The organism is Maribacter algarum (ex Zhang et al. 2020) (genome assembly GCF_005885635.1).
GTDB lineage: Bacteria > Bacteroidota > Bacteroidia > Flavobacteriales > Flavobacteriaceae > Maribacter_C > Maribacter_C algarum.
This window is the reverse complement of record NZ_VATY01000002.1, coordinates 208,145-229,844: the sequence shown is the minus strand read 5'-3', so window position 1 is coordinate 229,844 and position 21,700 is coordinate 208,145. Positions and strand designations below refer to the sequence as shown.

The 21,700-nt window shown below is 38.1% G+C and carries 14 protein-coding genes; 9 read left to right on the top strand and 5 right to left on the bottom strand.

The window, feature by feature from the left end:
• Positions 1–22 precede the first annotated feature (22 nt).
• From FEE95_RS09815 to FEE95_RS09790, 6 genes are all read left to right on the top strand, one after another.
• Positions 23–1,819 (top strand): PspC domain-containing protein, encoded by a 1,797-nt coding sequence (locus tag FEE95_RS09815; RefSeq protein WP_138657771.1) that lies wholly within the window; start codon positions 23–25, stop codon positions 1,817–1,819.
• 149 nt (positions 1,820–1,968) lie between these two features.
• A complete protein-coding gene (locus FEE95_RS09810; RefSeq protein WP_138657770.1) occupies positions 1,969–2,700 on the top strand; it encodes a head GIN domain-containing protein in 732 nt (243 codons plus the stop codon).
• Positions 2,701–2,804: 104 nt separating this feature from the next.
• Complete coding sequence (locus FEE95_RS09805) at positions 2,805–3,905, top strand: serine hydrolase domain-containing protein (protein WP_138657769.1); 1,101 nt, start codon at positions 2,805–2,807, stop codon at positions 3,903–3,905.
• A gap of 288 nt (positions 3,906–4,193) precedes the next feature.
• Entirely contained in the window at positions 4,194–5,207 is a 1,014-nt protein-coding gene (locus FEE95_RS09800; RefSeq protein WP_138657768.1) for a dipeptide epimerase, read from the top strand.
• Positions 5,204–6,244: an aminotransferase class I/II-fold pyridoxal phosphate-dependent enzyme gene (locus tag FEE95_RS09795; protein WP_138657767.1), complete on the top strand. Its 1,041-nt coding sequence runs from the start codon at positions 5,204–5,206 to the stop codon at positions 6,242–6,244. Before FEE95_RS09800 ends, FEE95_RS09795 begins: the two co-directional genes overlap by 4 nt.
• A gap of 131 nt (positions 6,245–6,375) precedes the next feature.
• Positions 6,376–6,825 (top strand): hypothetical protein, encoded by a 450-nt coding sequence (locus FEE95_RS09790; protein WP_138657766.1) that lies wholly within the window; start codon positions 6,376–6,378, stop codon positions 6,823–6,825.
• A gap of 66 nt (positions 6,826–6,891) precedes the next feature.
• On the opposite strand, the gene trxB is transcribed toward FEE95_RS09790, so the two are convergent.
• A complete protein-coding gene (trxB, locus tag FEE95_RS09785; RefSeq protein WP_138657765.1) occupies positions 6,892–7,860 on the bottom strand; it encodes a thioredoxin-disulfide reductase in 969 nt (322 codons plus the stop codon).
• Positions 7,861–8,278: 418 nt separating this feature from the next.
• Between trxB and FEE95_RS09780 the strand changes: the two genes are divergently transcribed.
• Complete coding sequence (locus tag FEE95_RS09780; RefSeq protein WP_138657764.1) at positions 8,279–8,989, top strand: LytR/AlgR family response regulator transcription factor; 711 nt, start codon at positions 8,279–8,281, stop codon at positions 8,987–8,989.
• Positions 8,990–8,991: 2 nt separating this feature from the next.
• Here the strand turns inward: FEE95_RS09780 and galK are convergent, their stop codons facing one another.
• From galK to FEE95_RS09760, 4 genes are read right to left on the bottom strand one after another with little or no spacing between them, the layout of a single operon-like run.
• Positions 8,992–10,116, bottom strand: a complete 1,125-nt coding sequence (galK, locus tag FEE95_RS09775) for a galactokinase (protein WP_138657763.1) — start codon at positions 10,114–10,116, stop codon at positions 8,992–8,994.
• Between the two features lie 19 nt (positions 10,117–10,135).
• Positions 10,136–11,290 carry a formylglycine-generating enzyme family protein gene (locus FEE95_RS09770; RefSeq protein WP_138657762.1) on the bottom strand — a complete coding sequence of 385 codons (1,155 nt, stop codon included), beginning with the start codon at positions 11,288–11,290 and terminating at the stop codon, positions 10,136–10,138.
• Between the two features lie 34 nt (positions 11,291–11,324).
• Positions 11,325–12,902 (bottom strand): arylsulfatase, encoded by a 1,578-nt coding sequence (locus FEE95_RS09765; RefSeq protein ID WP_138657761.1) that lies wholly within the window; start codon positions 12,900–12,902, stop codon positions 11,325–11,327.
• Between the two features lie 18 nt (positions 12,903–12,920).
• Positions 12,921–14,258, bottom strand: a complete 1,338-nt coding sequence (locus tag FEE95_RS09760) for a Gfo/Idh/MocA family protein (RefSeq protein ID WP_138657760.1) — start codon at positions 14,256–14,258, stop codon at positions 12,921–12,923.
• 256 nt (positions 14,259–14,514) lie between these two features.
• On the opposite strand from FEE95_RS09760, the gene FEE95_RS09755 reads away from it, so the two are divergent.
• Together FEE95_RS09755 and FEE95_RS09750 are read left to right on the top strand one after the other, a co-directional pair.
• Entirely contained in the window at positions 14,515–17,343 is a 2,829-nt protein-coding gene (locus FEE95_RS09755) for a glycoside hydrolase family 2 protein (RefSeq protein ID WP_138657759.1), read from the top strand.
• Between the two features lie 83 nt (positions 17,344–17,426).
• Positions 17,427–21,695, top strand: coding sequence for a hybrid sensor histidine kinase/response regulator transcription factor (locus tag FEE95_RS09750; RefSeq protein WP_138657758.1), 4,269 nt, complete (start codon positions 17,427–17,429; stop codon positions 21,693–21,695).
• Positions 21,696–21,700: the final 5 nt, after the last annotated feature.

Here is a 21,700-nt window from a genome sequence, read left to right as displayed (position 1 = left end):
TTCAGGGTGAAAACATCAAAAAATGAACAAGACAGTCAACATAAATCTAGCCAACATCCTCTTTCACATTGATGAAGGGGCATTCAATAAAATGCGGCTTTACTTAGAATCGATAAGACGATCCTTTGCCAACACTCCCGGTAGTGACGAAATACTAGCGGATATCGAAGCACGTATCGCAGAACTATTCCATGAAAAATTGGAAAACGAAAGACAGGTTATTACCGATAAAGAAGTAGACGAAGTCATAACCATCATGGGGCAACCCGAAGATTATATGGTTGACGAGGATATTTTCGAAGATGAACCAAAAGCAAAACGCTCGTCAGTACAAAGAAGAAGCAAAAAACTATACAGAGATACTGAAATGAAGTATGTAGCTGGTGTCTCGTCAGGTCTTGCTCACTATGTAGGTGTAGACCCATTATGGGTCCGATTATTATGGATTGTACTAACCATTGGTTCTGGAGGTGGTTTCATCTTGCTCTATGGTTTACTATGGATTTTAATTCCGGAGGCTACCACAACCTCGCAAAAATTGGATATGCGGGGGGAGGATATCAACATCAGCAATATAGAGCGTAAGGTCAAGGAAGGCTTTGATGATGTTGCGGAAAAAGTAAAAAATGTCGACTATTCCGAAGTTGGCAACAAAGTAAAAAATGGTGGAAAAACCTTCTTCGATACTATTGGAGACATTATAATGTTTTTCTTTAAAATCTTTGGAAAGTTCATCGGCATTATTTTGATAATCGTAGGTGCCGCCACTATAATAGGAATGTTCATTGGCATGCTGACTTTAGGAACCTTAGACTGGTTTCACCTGCCTGGGCTAGATGGCGTTTTAAATAACCTAACTGGAACACCAATTTGGTTGGTATCCCTGCTAATTTTCTTCGCTATTGGAATCCCATTTTTCTTCCTCTTGTATTTAGGATTGAAAATATTAGTGAACAATCTAAAATCCATAGGGAATATTGCCAAATTCTCTTTACTTGGTCTATGGTTGATCTCTTTGATTTCATTAATTGTTATGGGAGTTCGTGAGGCAGCCTCGCATGCGTTTACTGGAAGCATAACACAAGAAAGTGAACTGTTTTTAGAGAATCAATCAGACCCTTTGAACATTCAGTTGGCAGCAACGGAATTGTGGGACCAACAAAAACAAATGCGAGTGAACGATATGGTAATGGTCTATGACAATGATGGAACTCCTGTTTTACTCTCTGATGATGTCAGATTCAACCTGAAGAAGTCGCAAGATTCGACGATACGAATTTCAATTCGCAAAGAAGCCAACGGTCCATCGTACGATGATGCTCGAAGTACGGCTGAAAAAATAGAATATAGTTATAGTCTAAACGGAAATAATTTAGTTTTAAATGATTTTTTGACTACTTCGGATAAAAGTAGGTTCAATGATCAAGAAATAAGGGTAAACCTTTATTTACCAGTAGGAACAACTATAAAATATACACCTTCAAGTAGTCGAAATTGGGTCGTTCGAAGCGAAAGGAACAGAGGAGACGTTGAATTGGATGAAGCAGTTTGGAAAATGGGCTTTGATGGCGAATTAAAATGTCAAGAATGTCCAGAAAAGGATGATGATGAGAACGATGAAGAGGATAATAAGATTATCATTAATGAAGACGGTATAGACATCGATATCAAAGATGGTGAAGAATCTTTCAAAATGAAAATAGGAGAAGATGGTATTGATATCAAGGCCAAAGATGAGAATGAAGAAAACGAAAACCTTGATATCGAAATCAATGAAGATGGCGTAAAGCTGAAAGCAAAGGATAATGACAACTTTTAAATACAGTTCATCATAAATTTTTGACAGTTCAGTTAATCCTATTGTACAAATAGAAAGAAAAACAACAATTTTACATCAACAAAAAACAATCAATTAATCAGTGAACTTGTTACAGATACCGAAACAGGTTCAGCACAAAAACATCAGTCATGACAACATTAGTAAGAATCGCAATCGCTCTCTTAATGAGCTTATTTTTATCGTCCTGTGGATTTGATATTCAAATCGGCAATTTTGGAACAGGTAAAAAAGGAAATGGAGTAGTAGTAACCGACACACGAACGGTTTCCGAGGATTTCACAAAAGTATCAGCCTCAGAGGGCTTAATGGTCTATGTGACCCAAGCAAATGAATTCAGCATTGAGGTAGAAGCCGACGAAAATGTGATAGACCTCATTGAAACTGATATTAGAGATGGTAAGCTTCGCATTCATGCTGAGCAAAATATTGGTAGGGCTACTAAAAACATTTACGTCTCCTTACCAAAGGTTACCGTACTTAGAAGTTCAAGTGGAGCACATCTGACCACAAAAAACACCATCAAGACGAATGAACTTGAAATAGATGCTAGTAGTGGTGCACAATTAGATTTAGATGTAGCTACCAATGAAATTGACATTGATGCTAGTAGTGGCGCTAATCTTAGTGTTACCGGTACCGCAGATGAAGCTGTGGTTGACGTGAGTAGTGGCGGCAACATAAATGCAAAAAACCTTGAGACTCGAACATGCAATGCAGACGCCAGTAGTGGTGGAAACGTAAAAATACAAGTTTCAAAATCTCTTGTAGCTGACGCAAGTAGTGGCGGAAACATTTCATATTCAGGTGATCCAAATGTCGAAAAAAAGAAATCGGTTTCTGGCAGTGTACATAAATACTAAAATACATTTTTAGGTTGTAAGGGGCACACTCAGAAATGGTTGGGCCTCTTCTTTTCAATTTCATCAATCTTCCTACCTAGTTGTAGGCATCAAATCAATCAATCATGTCTTTAAAGAAAAAAATCAAGCGCTGTACGCTTGTACTTGCCATTTTATTACTTATTGGGATTTCTGTTATTCTTTATCTAACTAAAGATGAAATCAATGCCACATCAGATAACGTAGAAGCTCACCTTGAATCTTTCTATAATTCAGAACGAATGGGAGGGTTTGCTGTATCCGTATTCACAAAGGATAGCATTTTGTATAGTAAAGGCTTCGGGTATGCTGATATAGAAAAAGGAATTCCGTATACCACAAAAACACAACAATATATCGCTTCAGTATCCAAAACAAGTATTGGTATCGCCCTTCTAAAAGCTCAAGAATTGGGGTTTTTGAAGATTACTGACGCAATTAACATGCACTTACCTTTTGAAGTTAAGAATCTTAGTTTTCCAAATGATGAAATTACTATTGCCCATTTGGCCACGCACACATCATCTTTAAATTACAATGAAGCCGTCGTTGAATCACTTTACATTGAAGACTCTTTGAAGAATAAATTACTACGACCCTTTATGGAAAACTACTTTGTAAATGGATCCTATGGAAAAGTTCTATTTACCAAGAATAAACCAGGCGATAACTGGAACTACTCTAACATCGGCGCTGCCCTTGCTGCTTATATTATTGAATATAAATCTGGACTGTCATACGATGATTTTACTAAAAAATACATTTTCAAACCTCTTGAAATGAAAAGTACGCATTGGTTTGCATCCGAAGCAGATAGCAATTATGTTTCCTCTTATTATGAACCCCAGGAAGCTGGTGGGATAAAAAAAGTAGAAAACAATGGGGTTATTCTATATCCTGCAAGAGACATGCATACCAATGTTGAAGATTTAACACGTTATGGTCAAAGCATATTAGGTATAGATGCTCATCTACTAACGAAAGATTCATATGAACTTATGCTAAGCAAAAGACTAAAAGGTTCCGTAAGTGGCAAAAATACTGACAATCAAGGTATTTTTTGGATGATAGACAGAAATCAATATGGTGTTAACTATCAACTAACTGGTTATAATGGAGGAGATTACTGCATAAATACTATATTTCAATTTGACCCGGTAACCGAAATAGGCTATGTTTTTATTTGAAATACGGGGCAGTCAGAGGCAAATAGATCTAACCATATATTAATATTTAATACATTGGTAAGTCTAGGGGATCATGTAATTCTAAACAACCCTAATGCCACTTCTGGTGATAAATTAGCACATCGTTGGCACAACGCATATAGTCGTGTTATCAGTCTCTTTTAGATTCATATTTTTGGACTTCAATGGTCATGAATATATCAAATTTTGATGGGTTTTCTTTTTAAAGCCATTGTATTTTGGAAACCTATTCGGTCTTTATATCTTAGAGGAAATCTATTTTGACCAATGCAACTATCATTAAAAAAGTATACACTCAGTCTCAAACATACGTTCCGCATTTCAAGAGAAGCCCATGATAAGCAAGATACCCTAGTAGTTGGTCTCTCTTTAAATGGAAAAACGGGATATGGTGAAGCAACCACTAATCCCTATTATAAAATTTCCATAGAGAGTATGATAGCTGAAATTACAGCTGTTGAAGGTGATTTGGCAACATTCGATTTTACAACTCCCGAGGTACTACATGCCTTTTTAATTTCCAAAGCATTGAGCAACTTTGCCATTTGTGCCTTGGATCTCGCTGCACATGATTTATATGGAAAACTAGAGGGCAAACCGCTCCATAAAATTTGGAAAACAAACATAGACAACTACCCTATTACAAATTATACTATTGGCTTGGCATCCATTGATGAAATGGTGGCCAAAATGAAGGAAACCCCTTGGCCTATCTATAAAATCAAATTGGGCACGGATAATGACGTCGCGATTATAAAAGCATTACGAAAGCATACAGATGCTACCTTTCGCATTGATGCGAATTGCGCGTGGTCAGCAAAAGAAGCTATTTTTAACGCCCCCTTACTTAAAGATTTGGGTGTGGAATTTCTAGAGCAGCCCTTAAAAGCAGATGACTGGGAAGGCATGGAGCAGGTCATGCATCAAAGTGTACTGCCGGTGATTGCAGATGAGAGTTGTATTGAAGAAACTGATGTAGAAAAATGTGCGCTCCATTTCTCCGGAATTAATATCAAACTTACAAAATGCGGGGGTCTTACTCCTGCCCTTCGAATGATTAAAAAGGCCAGAGCTTTAGGTCTTAAAGTTATGGTAGGCTGCATGACAGAATCTACAGTTGGTATCTCGGCAATTGCACAATTACTCCCACAACTAGATTATGTTGACATGGACGGGGCTATGCTTCTTAATGACGATATTGCTCAAGGAGTTGTCATTTCTTCAGGTGGAAAAGTAATCTTTCCTGCATTGGGAGGAAGCGGCGTAACTATGAATTCATGACCTATTCTATTGATGCATTTCCTGGAAGAACCATTTCCGTAAACGGAAAATCCTATTTGTATTTTGGAGGAACCTCCTATCTGGGACTTCAAACAGATGCAGCTTTTCAAGAAATATATCTTGAGAATCTGAAAAATTACGGCACGAACTATGCTGCCTCTCGGAAAGCCAATGTGCAAATTTCTGTTTTTGAGGAAGTAGAAGCTTATTTAGCAGGTTTGGTGGGTAGTGAAAGTTGTATCACAATGTCCTCTGGGTATTTGGCAGGACAATTGGTCGCGCAAAGTCTGAATTCAGATACCCATGAATTGTTTTATGCTCCAGAATCACATTCTGCGGTTCATATTCCTGGTAAGGAAACTTATCAAAATTTTGGCGATTTAGGTACAGCCATTACTGCCCATTTTAAGTCGAGCAAAAGCACTCCAGTGGTTTTTACAGATTCTATACTAGTTTTGGAAGGTGCATACCCAGATTTTTTGGGACTTAGAAAGCTTCCATTGGAAGAAATCATTCTTGTCATTGACGATTCTCATGGAATAGGTATCGTTGGAAAAAATGGAAATGGCGCCTATGAAAGGGTTAAACAACTCAATGCAAAAGAAGTGATTGTCTGTTGTTCTTTAGGCAAGGCATATGGCATACAAGCTGGAGGAATCTTTGGCACAAAAAGCCGGATAGAACATTTTAAAAATACTGATTTTTTTGGTGGAGCCAGTCCCGCACCCCCTGCTGCGATGGCAACTCTTTTTAAGGGAGAAAAGATATTCGAAGAAAAAAGGAAGCTATTGAATCAAAATATTCAATGGTTTGTGAAGTCTTTGAAAAATCTGAAGTTATTGAACTATTTAGATAACTATCCAGCTTTCTATTTTTCAAATCCAAAAATTGCTTCTTTCCTTGAAAAAAATAATGTCTTGATTACTAACTTCAACTATCCAAATGAAGATTCTCCATTAATGAGTCGAATCGTACTTTCAGCAGCTCATACCAAGGAAGATATCGCTGTTCTAGCTGAACTTTTAAATTCTCTGTAAATATCATTTCCTAAAAATAATTACTCCTTAATTTCACTATTCTTAATTATTTACAAAAATATTGATAATTTGTTAAAATTTTCGTAACTTTTTAGAGTTCCCCAGTACTGATAACACTAAAATCTACTACTATGAAAAAACTACTCGGATTGGTTTTTTTGATGTTAATTCTTGTATCTTTTACCGAATTCACATCTTCAAAACAACAGACAACAGCAAATTCATTAGAAGGCACGTGGGAACTTGTTAATCGTTACAACTACGATCAAGGCAATGTTACAGATACCCTTTTAAATGTAAACGGATATCGACAAATCAAAATTTATAGTAAAGGAAAAGTGATGTGGACGCGCCACTCCCCTGATGATCCTAACGAGTGGTTTGGATATGGGTCTTACACGAATACAGCTGACGAATTGGAGGAAAGGCTAGAATATGGTTCAGCAACCATGATGGCTATTCAGGATACAGTTCAAGTTTTCAAATTTGAACTGCATCTATATGAAGATAGTTTTAGTCAAATTTCTTTAGATGAAAATGGAAGTCCTGAATCCTCTGAAAACTACAAGCGAATAGATTAATCATATTTATCCCAATAAAAAAGCCGCTATTTACAATACCGGCTTTTTTATAAAGTATCTTTTTATTTAAACGACTTCTTCGGCAGTCTCTACTGAAGCGAGATAGCGTTCAGCATCTAAGGCTGCCATACAACCAGTACCCGCCGCAGTTACAGCTTGACGGTATTCCTTGTCTTGAGCATCCCCGCTGGCGAACACACCAGGAAGGTTTGTCTTTGTAGATTTTCCTTCGGTAATCAAATACCCCGTTTCATCCATATCTAACTGGCCCTTAAAAATATCAGTATTAGGCTTGTGACCAATCGCAATAAATAATCCCGTAATAGCAATATCTTCTTTCTCACCTGTTTGGTTATTTACCATTCGTAAACCTTCAACCACTTGGTCACCTAAAACCTCATCAACTTCAGTATTATACCGGACTTCAATATTCTTGAGGCTGTTTACACGATGCTGCATCGCCTTAGAAGCTCGCATATAATCTTTACGCACTAACATAGTCACTTTGTTACAAATATTTGCCAAATACGAAGCCTCTTCTGCAGCAGTATCACCAGCGCCCACAATCGCTACATCTTGACCCTTATAAAAGAAACCATCACAAACGGCGCAGGCGGAAACACCACCACCGCGTAGCTTTTGCTCACTTGGTATGTTTAAATATTTGGCTGTAGCACCTGTGGAAATAATAATAGTTTCCGCTTCAATTACCTTATCTGAATCATCGATAGTTGCTCTGTGAATTCCACCAACTTCCTTACTCAGTTCCACTGCAGTTACCATACCTATTCGTACTTCCGTACCAAACCGTTCGGCCTGCTGCTGTAATTGCACCATCATTGTTGGACCGTCAATACCTTCTGGATATCCAGGAAAGTTGTCTACCTCTGTAGTGGTGGTCAATTGCCCACCAGGCTCCATGCCTGTATATAATAGGGGTTTCAAGTCCGCTCTAGCAGCATAAATCGCGGCGGTATAACCCGCAGGGCCTGAACCAATAATTAATGTTTTTACTCTTTCAATTTGCTCTGACATATTCCTATTCTTCTAAAATAATATAAAACAAAAGTAGGTTTTTTGACAAAAACCTTACAGTTAAGTTATTAAAAGTTTTTCATCAAAAAATCACCCAAAACGGGCAAACATTCACTTTTTTCGCACAAAAAATTAATCTTTCTTATATTTTTTTTTAAAACAATTCTTGCTTCAGTGTATCACTCCTGTTGCCTTAAAAAAACAGGCGGAGACAAAATCCACCCTTTTGTTACGGTCTATTTAAATCTTGTATTTAAATGTAATTCCAATAAAAACAGGGGTTTTAACACTTTTAAAAAAATGAATTCAGTTATCTTTGGCATCAAAGTTGAAGTAATACCTCCGAGAACTTTAATAAGGTATTTAGAACGCAAGTCATCAGAAATTACCAACTGATGTGTGAAAAGACTTTTAGCAAATGGAAACAAACAAACTAAGAACTATTGTTGTAGATGATTCTTCGCTCCAACGAATGGCAGTTAGTAAACTGATAAACGACCACCCCCATCTTGATTTAGTTGCTGAGTACAATAATGGTATGGAAGCCTATAAAAATGTTGAGAAAAATCAAATAGATTTAATTTTTCTTGATGTTGAAATGCCCATTCTAGATGGGTTCGAGTTCATTGAATCTTTATCTAATATTCCGCAAATCGTATTGATAACCAGTAAGCCTGACTATGCTCTTAAGGCTTTTGATTATGATGTCACTGACTATCTTTTAAAACCCATAACAAAGTCACGTTTTGCTGCTTCAATTAAAAAGGCACTTTTAAAGAGCGAAAAAACATCCCTAAATAAAGCTGATGAAGCTCATATTTATGTGAATAGCAATCTGAAAAAGGTCAAGGTTGTTATTAATGAAATCAAATGGATTGAAGGTTTAGGGGACTATATAAAATTGGTGACCGATGATTCAAATATTCTCGTCCTATCGACTATGAAGGCATTTATAGAAAAATTGCCACAAGATAAATTTCTGAGAATTCACAAGAGTTATATCGTAAATCTTGAGAAAATCGAAAAATTTAGTAGTGCACAGGTCGAGGTAGCCGGACAACAAATTCCGTTAAGCCGTTATAAAAAATTACAATTGGAAGAAGCATTGCTTAATGAAGAGCAAGATTGATATCAAATAATAGAAGTTCCGCCACTAGGCTGAACTTCAAAGGCTTCTAAGTCAATATTAAATGTTTTTTTGTAAGCATTAGTAGCTTCCTTCCTAAAATCTTCGACGGCATCTTCATGAACGATATTCAGCGTGCAGCCTCCAAAACCTCCTCCTGTTTGGCGAGCACCTAAAACCTCAGCGTTGGTCTTTGCAAAATCAACCAAGAAATCAGACTCCGGACAACTTACTTCATAAAGCTTACTTATTCCATGATGGGCTTTGTATAACAGATTGCCTATAGCTTTCAAATCTTTCTTCTTAAAGGCTTCGACCATTTCAAGTACTCTTTTATTCTCATCAATTATAAAAGAGCATCTATTGTAAACTGTTTGGGTCATTTCGTTCTTAGATGCCTCCAACATATCCCTCGTAGCATCTCTAAGGGATTTAATGTGCGGATTTCTTTTCTTCATTGTGGCAACACCTTCTTCACATTCTTGTTTTCGAGTATTGTATTCACTAGAAGCTAAAGTATGCTCAACTTTAGTGTTCAACATGATAATTTTATATGGATAAATATCAATCGGAATGTGCTGGTATGCAAGAGATTCACAATCCAAAAGAATAACATTTCCTTCTTTGCTCATTACAGAAGCGAATTGATCCATGATTCCACATTGTGTTCCTACATAAGAATGCTCCGCACGCTGGGAAAGTTCAACAATCGTTATTTTTGAAAGTCCTAAATCAAATAGTTCATTAAGACCATAGGCTAAACCACATTCCATTGCAGCTGACGAACTTAATCCTGAACCCAAAGGAAGGTCGCTCTCAATGGTGCAATCAAAACCTTTTACTTTATCGGTCAGTTTTGAAAGTTCATTAAGTACTCCTAAAACATAATTTTCCCATTCCGTAGCACTGATTGAAATGTTGTTAAGATTCAGTGAAAATCCCTCATATCCTACCGAATATATATTGCATACGTCGCCAGATCCATTCTTTTGAAGTTTGAACGTAATTTTATTGCCAATTGCGGTAGGAAGTACATAACCCATATTATAATCAGTATGCTCACCAATAAAATTGATTCTACCAGGGGAGGCTATCGTAAGTTCGGGTTTGAAATTTTCTAAAAACTGCATTCGTATTAATTATATGGGACTATTTCTTTTCTTTAGATTCTTCAATCATTGCTATTGTGGCTACCGTCCGAAATCCTAAATGTTCTTGAGCGGAATCTAAACTATTCGCCATCCGAGCGGATATACGATAACTAGCACAATAGGATTCACTACATAAAAATGAACCCCCTTTGATTACTCTTTCACGGGCATACCGGTCTCTTTCATTATATGGAGCACTGGCCCCTTGAGGGTTCAAAACGGTCTTACCATTTTGATACGTCTCATTATAATAACCTGTGTTATACCAGTCGTTCGTCCATTCCCAAACATTTCCTGCCATGTCGTACAAACCAAAATCATTTGAAGGGTAGGATTTCACTGCGGCCAGGCGTTCAAAACCATCTATTTTGGTATTCTTTACAGGAAATTCCCCTTCCCAAGTATTCGCCATTCTAGGAAGTACTGAAATATCATCTCCCCAGAAAAAAATGGTATTCTCTTGGTTTCCGCGAGCAGCACGCTCCCATTCAGCTTCAGTTGGAAGCCTTCTTTCCGACCACTTACAATATGCCAAAGCATCATCATAGGAAATATGCACTACAGGATAATTGTCTTTTCCTTTTATAGAACTTCCAGGGCCGTTGGGTTGCTTCCAATTGGCTCCTATTTTCCATTCCCACCACTGCGAAAAATCGTAGAGATTTGGTACAGAACTTTTTGTTTTTTTAAAAGTCAGTGAACCTGGCTGCATAATACTGTCATGGGGTCTTGGCGTTCCAACAGGGAGTTGTTTTTTCATTTCCTCCCAGTCAATCGCTCTTTCCGCTATAGTCCTATATCCTGTAGCAGCAACGAATTTTTTAAACTGGGCATTGGTGACTTCGGTGATATCCATAAAGAATCCATCAACTGCAACCTTATGAGCAGGTTTTTCATGTCCCATCGCCATCTCATCTTGTATTACGGCGCCCTGCATAAGGGTACCGCCTGGTATCCATACCATTCCTTCTGGAATGCTTACCGCTTCCGGTTTTTCAACCAATATATCTAACGTCTTCTCAACATTACTATCCGCAACAACTTCTTTTTCATCAGAAGTAGCCGTTTTGATGTTCGCCTTCTTATCTTCTTTACACTGAATCAGTATTCCAAAAAATAAAAGGCAAGCAAATAATTTAACCGGGTGGCTCATTTAAAGTTTAATTGAGATTTTGGAAGCGGCTAATTTACTTTTTTTCGGCAAGCAATCCTTCCTGAAGTATAGGAATTTCGAAATTTTCTAATTCTGGAATTTCCCGCTCGGCCTTAAATATTTCAGCAGCTTTTTCTAATACTTCTGGATGCAAAGCCGCAATGTTTTTTGTTTCCGTTGGGTCATCCTTCAAATTATATAGTTCCAAGGTAGGTTCTTTGTCATTTTTTAAGTTTTGGCGTACCACCTTCCAATCACCCATTCGAATTGCAACTTGGCCTCCATAGCTAGGAAATTCCCAGTACAGGAAATCATGCCCCTTTTGGGTTTCATCCGAAAGCATGGCTGGAAGTATACTAATGCCATCCGAAGTTTCGGTATTTTCATACCCAGCTACATCGCCAAAAGTAGCGAGCATATCATAATGTGCAGAAATGTGATCGCTCTTGGTGCCAGCTTTTATTTTATCGGGCCAGGATGCAATCATGGGCACTCGAATTCCTCCTTCATACAAATAGCCTTTACCTCTTCCGTATTCTCCTGCAAAGGGTTTAGCGCTTTCGAAAAATTCAGGGTCCGCACCTCCAGCATAGCTCGGTCCGTTATCCGAAGTAAAAACAATTAAGGTGTTGTCGTAAATGCCTTCGTCTTTCAGCTGCTGAACCAATTTCCCAATATTCTCATCCAAATAGGAAACCATTGCGGCATATGCAGCTCTGGGGTTTTTATGAGGAAAATAACCCTTATCTCCTAAGTAAGGTTCCTCTGCTCCAAATTTCTCAATATAATAATCAACCCATTTTTGGGGAGCTTGCAATGCTACATGGGGTATGGGGCTTGCCCAATACAAAAAGAAAGGTTGTTCTTTGCTACGATCCACAAAATCAGTCAATTCTTTAAACATCAATTCAGGACTATAATATTCTTGGTCAAATTGAGCATAACTTTCTTGGTCGTTTGGGTCAGCTCCTTCGGGCAATTTGGTTCCCGGTGGCACTGTGTCATTGGCAAAATGAACCCTGTTTCTATTCTTATACAAAAACAATGGATTATAGGTGTGTGCCTGTCGTTGACAATTATATCCATAGAAAAAGTCAAATCCCATATCGTTAGGGACTGATTTTGTATGCGGAGCTCCAAGTCCCCATTTACCAACTATTGCGGTCGTATATCCTACTTCTTTGAGCTTATGGGCCATTGTAACAGTGTTCGCTGGCATAGGTCCTTGTCCTTCTAATGTGGAATCCTTAGCCATGGCATAATGATCCCAAACAGCACCTCGCTCCTTCCATTCACTATTGCTTCTAATGTAGGCATGGCCGGCATGTTTTCCCGTTAAGAACATATTTCTTGCGGGTGCACAAACCGGTGCGCTGCTATAATGTTGTGTAAAAAGCATACCTCCTTTTGCCAAGGCATCAATATTTGGCGTTTCTATCTTTTCTTGAGCATATGCGCCAACTTCAGCATAACCTAAATCATCTGCAAGTATGTAGATGATATTCGGTTTAACAGATTGATTTTCGCTGGTGGTCTCTTTTACCTGCTCTTTGCAGGACAAAAAGAATGTCCCTGCTAGTAGCAGGGACAAAATTGATTTTTTAAAAAACATATAATCTGGTTTTGAAAACTATATTACAACACATTTTCCTGGTGTTGGTATATCATACCAGCCATCCGCATTGGGCTTTACCGGTGCGGGAGAATCCCAAGTTAAGTTATCAGGCACCAATGCTAAATTCGATTGCATCGCCTCATCCCATTTCACAACTTTTCCAGAATAAGTGGCCATTCTTCCTAAAATAGCGGTCATAGTACTTTTGGCTCCGTTTTCCCCATTGGCAATGACACCACCGTTTCGAATGGATTCAAAAAGTTTAACATGCTCCACTTCATAGGGATTGGGGTCATCTTTTCCTCTATGTTCAAAAATGGTACTACCGTCCCAGCCTTTTATTGTGGCATTATCTCCGGCTGTAGAAACCGTTCCTTTTGTACCTTGGAAAAATTCTGAAACTCGACGCATGGTGTCCGGTTGATGCCTACATTGACTTGCAATTACCGCACCACTAGGGTATGTGAATTCCACAAAGTGGTGATCGAAAATTTCTCCATGGTCTTTACCTGTTCGAACTTGGCGACCACCCATTCCTTGAGCAGAAATAGGATATTCGCCTATAAACCAATTCGCTACATCAATATTGTGAATGTGCTGTTCTAAAATGTGGTCTCCACACAACCAATTGAAATAGTACCAGTTTCTCATTTGATATTCCAGTTCGGTTTGACCTGCTTGTCGCTCACGCACCCATACCCCTGCACTATTCCAATACACTTGTCCAGAAACAATTTTCCCGATTTTATCCTGTTTTAGTTGATCCAGAGCTGCCAGGTAATTGTCTTGGTAGTGGCGTTGTAGACCAACAACTACATTTAACTTGTTGTCCTTGGCCTTCTTCGCAGCTGCCAAAACCTTTCGAACCCCAGGAACATCAGTAGCCACAGGTTTCTCCATAAACACATGCTTGCCGTTATTTATAGCATACTCAAAATGCTGAGGTCTAAACCCTGGAGGTGTTGCCAAAATCACAACATCAGCCAAATCCATTGCTTTTTGAGCGCCATCAAAACCAACAAAACGATTTTTCTCTGGAACATTTATCTTCTTAGTTTCGCCCATTTCTTTGGAAATGTTGGCCAAACTTCCTTGAAGTCTGTCTTCAAAGGCATCCGCCATTGCGACCAACTCAACATTATCATCGGCATTTAGTGCTTGAACAGCTGCCCCTGTTCCACGTCCTCCACATCCCACCAAGGCAATCTTCAATTTTTTATCATTGAAAAGATTTACCATGCCGCTCATTTGCACATTAGGCAAGAGCACCGCTCCTCCCGTAAACAAAGCGGATTTTTTAACGAAGTCCCTTCTAGATTTCTTTGAATCCCCATTTTTTTTATCATTTTTCATCGTAGCGTATTTATATCGTATCGGTTATTAATCTGATTATGAAGTTGTTTGTAAGTTAAAAAGAAAAAATCATTTAGTAAATACGGCTTTTGTGAAATTTCGTTTCTTCAAGACCTAAGCTTATAAATTACTTAAAAGTTCACACAATACTGGGGTCATAACCATTTGTTCTGCTTTCAAAACCATTTACATTCATAAACAACCATACTTTCAACTAAGTTTATTAAAGTAATAACCAAAACCTGTTCCATATCTTTTGAAAGCTTCTTATACACAATACATTATCATCCTCACCCTATTCATTTTTACTTCCCATATGTTATCATCTCAAGACTTTGATACAAAAACAAGGGTCAAACTCGAAATCAACGAAGACTGGGATTTCTATTTGGAAAAGAATCAGGGTACTCAACAAGAACTGCATTCGGATCGTGCCAAATGGGAACGTGTTTCAGTACCGCATACCTTGGAATTAGTTCCTATCGATGTTACTGGACTCGACTCCACCTATCAAACCAAATTTCACCGAAATGTCGGGTGGTATAAAAAACGGATTTCTACCAAAATCAGCGCAAACCTAAAAGTATTTATTGAGTTTGAAGGTGTCCATCAGGTCACGAATCTTTGGGTCAATGGAAAACATGTTGGAGAACATTCCATTGGTGGATATACGCCCTTCCATTTTGATATCACCGATTTCGTTTTCAAAGATGGTAGAGAAAACGAATTTCTTTTAAGTGCTGACAATCGTCTAAATGCCTCCGTTCCGCCAGACGGAAATCAATATGACTATATTAAATTCAGCGGATTGTACCGTGATGTTTATCTAGTAACTACTAACGAAGTATATGTGACTTTTCCTTGGGAAGACCAATATGCTGGTGTGTTCATGACAACCCCGTCAGTCACCCCTCAAAATGCCACCATTGATGTGAGAACCACGATTCGAAATGAAACATCTTCTACAAAAGAATGTAAACTAATAACACGGATAATTGACGACAATGAATTAGTAATCAGTAAGTTGGTGTCCAACAAACCAATTCTCCCAAATTCCGATAACACCTTTTCGCAAATCGGTGGTATTTCAGAAAATTTACGATTATGGTCGATTGAAAGTCCCTATTTGTATCGCGTAAACACCACGGTGTATGTAGATGGAGTTCCGGTTGATGTGGTTGAAAACAAATTAGGGATTCGAAAATTTGAGTATATCAGGGACAAGGGATTCCTGCTAAACGGAAAGGAAGTCGAATTAGTCGGAGCCAACAGACATCAAGCCTATCCATTTATTGGGGATGCTGTTCCTAATTCCCTGCATTGGAAAGACGCTTGGCAGTTCAAACAAGCTGGTTTTAATATAGTGCGACTGGCGCATTATCCACATGATAATTCTTTTATAGAAGCCTGTGATGAGTTGGGCATCTTGGTTTACGAAGAACCACCCAGTTGGATCGGTATCGGCGATGATGCTTGGTTTTCAAATCTCGAAGAGGCCACGCGAAGAATGATTCGAAATCATAGAAATCACCCATCAATATTGATGTGGGGAGGTTCTTTAAACCACCGCGGACCAGTGCCTCAATTACATTATGCTTGTAAACAAGAGGACCCGACAAGAATGACAGCATCAAATGGGAGTCCTTGGAGTGGCCCTAGAAATTCAGGAGTCACCGATATCTACACCCCTATGGATTATCAGAATATGGATATCAATCCCAACGAATTCACCTTCCTCTGCGAACACGGTAGCTCGGCTGATGCTTCAAGAAACCAATTTGAAGTTTCAAAAGCAAGGGCATCCGCGAATCATCTTGGTGTTGCTGTTTGGACAGCTCATGATTACCAAGCATTTAAACCCAATCGAGGATTGTATCCACGTAGAATATTTTCGATGTATCGCGAGCCAAATCCTGTGTATTATTGGTATCAATCTGAAATGCTTGAAAGGCCGATTGTACATATTGCTGACGAACGTGCATCTGAAGATAAACAAGTACTGGTTTTTAGTAATTCCGAAGAAATAGAACTTAGTAAGGATGGAAAAGTAATTGCACGACAATTTCCCGACCAGAATGATGACCGTCCGTACATTGAACATCCTTCATTTACATTTGACTATGATTGGAAAGAGGGTGAGTTGACTGCAAAAGGAATTTCCAATGGAAAAATAGTCAAAACCCATTCCTTAGGTAAAAGTAAAAGTCCATACCGTTTGAAAGTTCTTATTGAAGATGACAACAAACCTTTTAATGCCAATGCATCGGATATCAAAGTAGTAAAAGCATATGTTCTTGATAAAGCAGGAAATCATGTAACCAAAGATTCCACAGCCGTGACCTTTACTATAAAAGGAGCTGGAAAAATCATAGGTGATGCCGCATTGGGTGCTAATCCCTTTAAGGCATACCACGGAGTTGCCACAGCATTCATTAAATCAAAATCCACAGCAGGTATGATAACAGTTGAGGCTTCTGCAGTTGGTTTAAAATCATCTAAGGTTTCGATTAATTCCGTTCCATATAATTCGAATCGCAGCAAAACAGATATAAAACCTTATTATGAACTAAAAGAAGCTAAAATTGACTTTGGAGGAGGCAAGGAACGCCTGGTCCAATTTGGATGGTCGGAATGGAACCCTTCCCTTAAACCAAAGCTAAAGGACTTTCCTAAACTTAGTATTGGAATTGAAAGCGATTCGCAATTGGAGTGGAGAAACGGCTGGGGTTTATCTGCAGATTTAGCCTATGTTGGTGCTGATGGAATTGAAAGTTATAAAGATATTACCATTGTATTATCCAATCTCGCCAAGGGCACCTACTCCATAACTTCCTATCATCACCTGATGGAAGAGCAAAAGAACGTACCAAACTACACCATACATATTTTAGATAGTTCAGGAGTGGACACAACGGTGTCAATTAAACCTACTTCAGGCAATCGCTTAGGAAACTCGAAACCCGCTTCTAAAAGTTATGAAATTCAGTCTAACGGCAATGTTCCTGTTTTGATTACCATTGGTTCGGATGAAAGTACAAATCCAGTTATATTGAATGGGTTCAAAATCAAGGAAATCAAGAATTAATTTTTTGAAGGGTAATTGAATATTTACATAGTAACAACGATAATTTTAATTTGGTATATTTAAATACCTTAGAGAAAATACGAATGAAGGAGAAAGGCCCCTATATAATTATTTACAAACTAGCAATCGTGTTGTTAGTATTCATTTTTGGTAACAATTCCTGTTTTGCCCAAGAAAACATATTTTTTGATCACTTAACTACTGAAGATGGTCTTTCCCAGAGCGATATCAATTCTATTTACCAAGATGACCAAGGTTTCATGTGGTTTGCTACACATGATGGTCTAAACAAATATGACGGTTATGAATTTACCGTCTATAATCCTGATCCTAATGATTCTGAAAGTATCAATAGTAATCTGATTTTTGATATTGTAGGTGATAAAAATAAAAACCTATGGATTGGGACCACAGGTAGCGGTCTAAATCTCTTTGATAGGTCTAGTGAAAAGTTTAGAGCTTTCAAGCATAAAAAGGACGATCCGAAGAGTTTAATAAATAATCATATCTCCACCCTATATAAAGATCACAATGAATTATTATGGATAGGTACAAATAGAGGTGTTGATATGCTGGATCTAAAAAAGCCTTTGGATAGTGCCGTATTTGAGCATATTCCATTTAATCAAGAGTCTCTGCTTCCGAATTTCGATGGTCGACGTATTTACAAGATTTTTGAAAATAGTAAGAATCAATTATTAGTGGGGGGTATCGGAGGAATTTTTAAACTTTCAAGAGATAGAAATGGGAATCTTTATTTCAAATCTATTAATACGGAATTGGGGTTAGAAAACACAACGGTTCTGAGTATAGCCGAGGACAGGGATAATAGGCTAATAATTGGTACTATAGATGCGATGTACATGCACAAAAAAGGAGTGGTCGATACCAAAATGAGTAAGGTTTTTGATGGGCTTTTCAATAATTTCATTCTTGACCAAAACCATAATATATGGTGCGGAACCAACAACGGGTTATTACTTTTTGATAACTCGGCCCAAAATGAATTACCAACATTCGAACAACGATTCACTTATAATCCACTTCAACCTAACAGTATTAAAAAAAATATTATCAAATCACTTGCGGTTGATAAGACCGGCATTGTATGGGTTGGAACAAATGGTGGAGGTGTAAGTAAGTTCGATCCAGATCGAAAACAGTTTGCACACATTAGAAAAACATTGGATCCTAATAGTCTCAGCTATGACAAAATACGTTCAATTTTTGAGGATAGTAACGGAAACATTTGGATTGGTACTGAAGGTGGCGGCTTAAATTTATTAGATAATGAAAATACATTGGGCTACTCCCGCTTTAAAACTTTCAATGCTACTTTGAAACCTTTCGCAATAACCGAAACAAATGTTGGAAATAAGAAGAGCCTCTTAATAGGTGTCGAAAATACTCCGGGATTATATCATTTAGATATTTCCAACCCAGCAAATATCAAGAACGAAAACATCCTTCCATTTGAAGAGGTAGGCAATAGCGTTTTTGCTTTGCTCACAGACAGTAATCAAAATGTTTGGGTAGGCACTTATGGGGGCGGAGTCCAAAGGTGGGTGCCAAATCAAAATGGAGAAGGTTATGTTAAAAATCAGTTTGTATACAGTGAGGGTAATACACAAAGTATTCCGAGCAATATCATTAGAAGCATTTTTGAGGACAGCGAAGGGAATATCTGGTTTGGGACAGCCAACGGGTTATGCAGGTTATCGCCGGATCAAGTTTTGAGCCCTAACCCCCAATTTGAAGTTTTTCAAAATGACCCACAGAATAAGAACTCCCTCAGCCACAACTACATATTAGCGCTTTATGAGAGCACTATGGGGGATTTTTGGATAGGTACATTTGGTGGTGGTATTAACAAGTTCGTTTCGGTTTCACAGGATGGTAAACCCAGCTTTATATCCTACACGGAATCACAAGGCCTTCCCAATAATGTTATTAAAGGTATTCTGGAAGATGAAAACCAAAATCTCTGGCTTTCAACAAACCAAGGATTGACTCGCTTCGATTCAAAAGCGGGTGAATTTAAAAACTTCGATGTTAATGATGGTTTGCAAAGCAATGAATTTCAAGAGCTGGCCGCCTTGAAACGACGGAATGGCGAAATGCTGTTCGGAGGGGTTAACGGCTTTAACGCATTCTATCCCAATCAAATTATAGAAAACCCACATCCCGCTGAAACGGTGATTACTGATTTTTCGATTTTCAATACATCCGTAAAAGTTGGTGGCGAAGTCAATAACCGTATAATTTTGGAAAAACCCCTATATGAAACTGAGGAAATTCAATTGAAACACTGGGAAAATAGTTTTTCATTTGAATTTGCATCACTACATTTCGCTGCGCCGCAAAAAAACAATTTCGCTTATATGTTAGAAGGTTTTGATGAGGATTGGATAAACACTAGTTCTAGCAAACGTTTTGCAACCTATACGAATCTCGAACCTGGTGAATACATCCTAAAAGTCAAAGCATCGAATAATGATGGTTTATGGGATAAGACCCCATCTTCAATAAAACTTACTATTGTACCACCGTTTTGGCAGACTACATGGGCCTACTTGTTATACGGCATTTTAGGTATTCTGGCGCTCTTCGCGTATAGAAAGTTTACCATAATAAAGACCACCGAAAAACACAGTCTACAACTTGAACATCTTGAGAAAGAAAAATTCGAGGACATGCAACAGATGAAATTGGAGTTCTTTACTAACATTTCACATGAATTCAGAACACCTCTTACCCTCATTAAAGGGCCTTTGGAATATCTAAAGAAAAAAGGACACAAACTATCGCCCGAAAAAGCTAACGAGCAGTATAGCCTAATGCAAAAAAACACGGACTATTTAATGCGATTGGTGAACCAACTTCTTGACTTCAGAAAGATGGGACAGGGTAAACTGCATTTAGTAGTACGAAACACAAACATTGTTTCTTTTATAAAAGAAATTGGTGAACCCTTCCAATTTACGGCCCATAAAAGAGGAATTGACTTCAACGTAACCTCATCAGTAAAAAACCTCACCAGTTGGTTTGACCATGAAGCACTTGAAAAGGTTATGAATAATTTATTATCCAATGCTTTTAAGTTCACTTCAGAATTTGGTAAAATAACCATTGAAATAAGTGAAGGCGCTAATGAAGACCTCAAAGAACTCCTCCCACTTGAGAAAAACCCATCGTCCTATGTCTTTATTCAGGTTAAGGACTCTGGTACTGGTATTCCAAAGGAAAATGTTTCACATATTTTCGAACGTTTTTATGTCGAAAAAGAGAAAAGCAAGAAAAACCTAAATGGGGCCGGAATAGGGCTTTCTTTTGTTAAAAATCTGGTAGAGCTACACCAAGGGAAAATTACTGTTGTCAGCGAACCCAATGTAGAGACTAATTTTACAATTGCACTGCCTATTCAAAAAGAGGCCTATGAAAACATTGAAGAAATAACAATTAAGGAAGAATCGGAAAGTGATTTCAAAATGCGTTCGTCGGAAGCCGAATCATTCGCAGTGAGCTTAAACGATGAAATTTTAGATACGGAATTATCGAATAATAGGTCTAAATCTCCCGTGCTATTAGTGGTTGATGATAACCCAGATATCCGCTCGTTTATCAAGAATATGCTCGAAGACCAATACACCATATATGAAGCTGAAAATGGAAAAGAAGGTCTTGAAAAGGCCATTTCAATTGTTCCAAACATCATATTGACTGATGTTGTAATGCCCGTTATGGATGGCTTAGAACTCTGCGAGAAAATTAAGACAAAAACGGCCACCAGTCATATTCCGGTAATAATGATAACCGCGAAATCATCTCAAGAGAGTGAAGTTGAAGGGCTCCAAAATGGTGCTGATGATTACATCCGAAAGCCATTTGATATTGAGTTGTTACAACTAAAGCTGAACAATATTGTCAAGCAGAGAGAAGATCTCCGCAGACGCTTTAATCGGGAAATTACCTTGCAACCCAAAGAAGTCACCGTAACCTCAACTGATGAATTGTTCCTTCAAAATGCAATTGAAATTGTTGAAAAACATATGACCAATACGGATTTCAATGTAGAGATGATGGTAAAGGAAATGGGTCACAGTAGAAGTAACCTATATTTAAAGTTCAAGGAAATCACAGGACTATCATCTAGCGAGTTCATTCGCAATATTCGACTTAAAAGAGCTGTACAGTTATTTGACCAAAGTGACCTTTCAGTCAAGGAAATCATGTATATGACGGGGTTCAATACGGCTTCTTATTTTTCAAAATGTTTCAAAAAGCAGTTTGGAGTGATTCCCAGTGAATATGTAGCCAAACGAAAGGCAGAAAGAAAACCCATTAAAATATAAACTTC